Genomic DNA, 3136 nt, shown 5'->3' with positions numbered 1-3136 from the left:
TTAGATCATAGACGGTATGGCTCGATCGACGATAATTCTCCATACCGCAAGCTTACTGAAGTCTTCGCCTAAAGGCGAGGGTTTTTCTCCCATTCCCCGAATGGGACAATAAATTCATGCTATTTTTGTATACAAAAAATTTCTTATAATTTTATTGCAATGTCAAGGTGAAAATGCAATATAGGATATGCGTTATGATGTATAATCAATAAATGGAGCGGAAATGAATTCACATGGAAATAAACTATGGGCGTTCTTTCAGAACAGGTGCGGCATTCCAAGGGATAAGGTTAAATATTATGTGAGATGGCTGAACAGGTTTCTGGAATTCCATAATGGGAACCTTGATGGTGTTTCAGAGCGGGATCTAAAAGCCTTTGGGGATGATCTTGAACAGAGAGGATATGAAGATTGGAAAGTAAAACAGGCACAGGAAGCCGTGTTTCTCTATTTCGACAAGTTCCTGGATAAAAAGATCGCATTTACCAGTCTTGAAAAAGAAGACAGTGAACGCCAGGCGTCCGTAAAAACCTGGGAAGAAGCAAAAGACATATTCATAAGCAGGATGCGTACCCGGCACTATGCCTATAACACGGAAAAGAGTTACCGGGAATGGGTAAGGCGTTTTCTTGTCTATACCAGGGTGCCGTCTCCCCTTAAGGCAAAAACATCGCATGTGAAACGATTCCTTACCTATCTGGCTGTTGAACGGAAGGTGAGCGCGTCCACCCAGAACCAGGCCTTTAATGCATTGCTTTTCCTTTACCGAGAGGTACTTGAAAAGGATTTCGGAGATTTCAGAAACATAATTCGGGCAAGACAAAACAAGAGAATGCCCGTTGTGTTGACAAAAGAGGAAATAAAGAGGGTGTTTTCATACCTGCCTGAAAAACAGAGGCTCCCGTTGACACTGATTTATGCAAGCGGAATAAGGATCAGCGAATGCGTGAGGCTAAGGGTAAAGGATCTCGACTTCGGCAACAAATCGCTGATCGTGCGCTCCGGCAAAGGAGACAAGGACCGCTACACCCTGTTTCCAAAATTCCTCCATGGGCCCATGAAGCGGCACCTGGAACATGTTAGAAAGATTCACGAGATGGATCTCTCTCACGGATACGGGGCCGTTTTTATGCCTGAGGCCCTTCAGAGAAAATACCCGAATGCAAACAGGGAGTGGGCCTGGCAGTATGTTTTTCCTTCCGACAATCTTTCAGTGGATCCCCAGAGCGGTATTGTAAGGCGACATCATCTCGGCCAACAGACGCTTCAAAGGGTCATGAAAACCGCTGTTACCAAGGCAGATATAGGGAAGGCCGCAACTGTTCACACCCTGCGGCATTCGTTTGCAACGCATCTCCTGCAGTCTGGGTATGATATCCGCACGGTTCAGGAGTTGCTCGGCCACAAGGATGTAAACACCACCATGATCTATACGCACGTGCTACACCGCGGACCTCATGGTATTAAAAGCCCAGCCGAGTTCCTGAAGAGGATTGGGGGAGGCCCATAAAATTATCCCGGATTATGCAATTGCCAAGGTCGCAGAAGATGCAAGACGGAAGGCGCGCAGACTTGGGATGACCCAGCCCGCCGTGAGCATGCAGGAAGACTGCTGAGGAAAAACATCTTCGGTTGGATGATATTTTATAATCTTATGGGCGTCCCGTTCTCTCGTTCTCTTATGGATGGACACTGAATAAAAATTCACACAGTGGACGAAAAAAGGGATTACAGGTTTACTGTAATCCCTTGATATCATTGGCGGGGACGACGAGACTCGAACTCGCGACCTCCGGCGTGACAGGCCGGCGTTCTAACCAGAACTGAACTACGCCCCCGTTATTAATGGTAGGCGGAACAGGATTTGAACCTGCGACCCCCGGCTTGTAAGGCCGATGCTCTCCCAGCTGAGCTATCCGCCCGAATGAAAGACTTTATTATCTACAGCCAGGAAATGTTGTCAAGAAAAATCAATGGGCTCTCACTTCAGGTTCAGGTGTCCTGGAATCCTGGAGTTCCTCAATGCGGAATGGGCGGCATTCCTCCGGAGGCGCGAAGAGTTCCTCTCCTTCTTCCAAAACAAGGGCCTCCTTCAACACCTCATCCATGTGACTGACAGGGATCAATTCGACCTTCCTGAGTATCCGCCTGGGGATCTCTTCGATGTCCTTCTTGTTTTCCATTGGGATGATGACCCGGCGTATCTCACCCCGGTGGGCGGCCAGGATCTTTTCCTTGAGGCCGCCGATTGGGAGAACCCTTCCCCTGAGTGTAATCTCACCGGTCATGGCGAGATTGTGATCCACAGGCCTTCTCGTCAATGCTGAGACGATAGCCGTTGCAAGGGTGATTCCGGCTGATGGACCGTCCTTGGGTATGGCTCCCTCAGGCACATGGACATGGATGTCCACCTTTTCGTAAAAATTGTCCGGAAGCCTGAGTTGCCTGGCCCGGGACCTGACATAGCTCAATGCCGCCTGGGCGGATTCCTGCATCACGTCGCCCAACTGACCGGTAAGCACAAGGTTGCCTTTCCCCGGCATGATGGTGGCCTCGGTCTGGAGGAGTTCCCCTCCCACCTCTGTCCAAGCCAGGCCCGTAGTGAGCCCTACCTGGTCCTCTTCCTCGGTGCGACCGTACCGGAACTTGATTACGCCGAGATACTTGTGAATCGACTTGGCGGTGATCCGGATACTCGTATCCTTTCCCTTCTTGACTACCTCTTTGGCCACCTTTCGGCAGATGGAACCGATTTCTCTTTCAAGATTCCGAACACCGGATTCCCTGGTGTAGTTCCGGATACTCGGTTTGTTTCTTGATCAGGAAATGTTTCGCAATCTTGAGCTTTTCGAGTTCCGTATAACCGGGAATCCGGATGATTTCCATGCGGTCCTGCAAGGGCAATGGAATACTGTGAAGGGTATTCGCCGTAGTAATGAACAGGATTTCTGAAAGATCGTAGTCCAGATCCAGGTAATGGTCATTAAAGGCGAAATTCTGCTCAGGGTCCAGGACCTCGAGGAGGGCCGCTGAAGGATCACCACGGAAATCGGTACTCATTTTGTCTACTTCGTCCAGGCAAAAGACCGGGTTGTTTGACTTGGCCCTGCGCAGGTACTGGATGATCTTTCCCGGC

The 3136-nt window shown here is 49.5% G+C and carries 1 protein-coding gene, 2 tRNA genes and 1 pseudogene; 1 reads left to right on the top strand and 3 read right to left on the bottom strand.

Features of this window, described 5'->3' with window-relative positions; genetic code table 11:
* The first annotated feature begins 223 nt into the window (after positions 1-223).
* Positions 224-1510 (top strand): integron integrase, encoded by a 1287-nt coding sequence (locus JRF57_16380; GenBank protein MBW2305270.1) that lies wholly within the window; start codon positions 224-226, stop codon positions 1508-1510.
* A 249-nt stretch (positions 1511-1759) separates the two neighbouring features.
* Here the strand turns inward: JRF57_16380 and JRF57_16375 are convergent.
* From JRF57_16375 to JRF57_16365, 3 genes and pseudogenes are all read right to left on the bottom strand, one after another.
* Positions 1760-1838: transfer RNA gene (locus tag JRF57_16375), tRNA-Asp, on the bottom strand.
* An 8-nt stretch (positions 1839-1846) separates the two neighbouring features.
* Positions 1847-1922: transfer RNA gene (locus tag JRF57_16370), tRNA-Val, on the bottom strand.
* 48 nt (positions 1923-1970) lie between these two features.
* Positions 1971-3136 (bottom strand): annotated as a pseudogene (locus JRF57_16365) (AAA family ATPase).

Source organism: Deltaproteobacteria bacterium (assembly GCA_019310525.1).
In the GTDB taxonomy this organism is placed as follows: Bacteria; Desulfobacterota; DSM-4660; order Desulfatiglandales; family HGW-15; genus JAFDEE01.
This window is presented reverse-complemented; position numbering and strand designations above follow the sequence as displayed.

Excerpts from the sequence above, each read along its gene's own strand:
- JRF57_16380 (MBW2305270.1), top strand. The coding sequence starts at position 224 with ATGAATTCACATGGAAATAAACTATGGGCGTTCTTTCAGAACAGGTGC.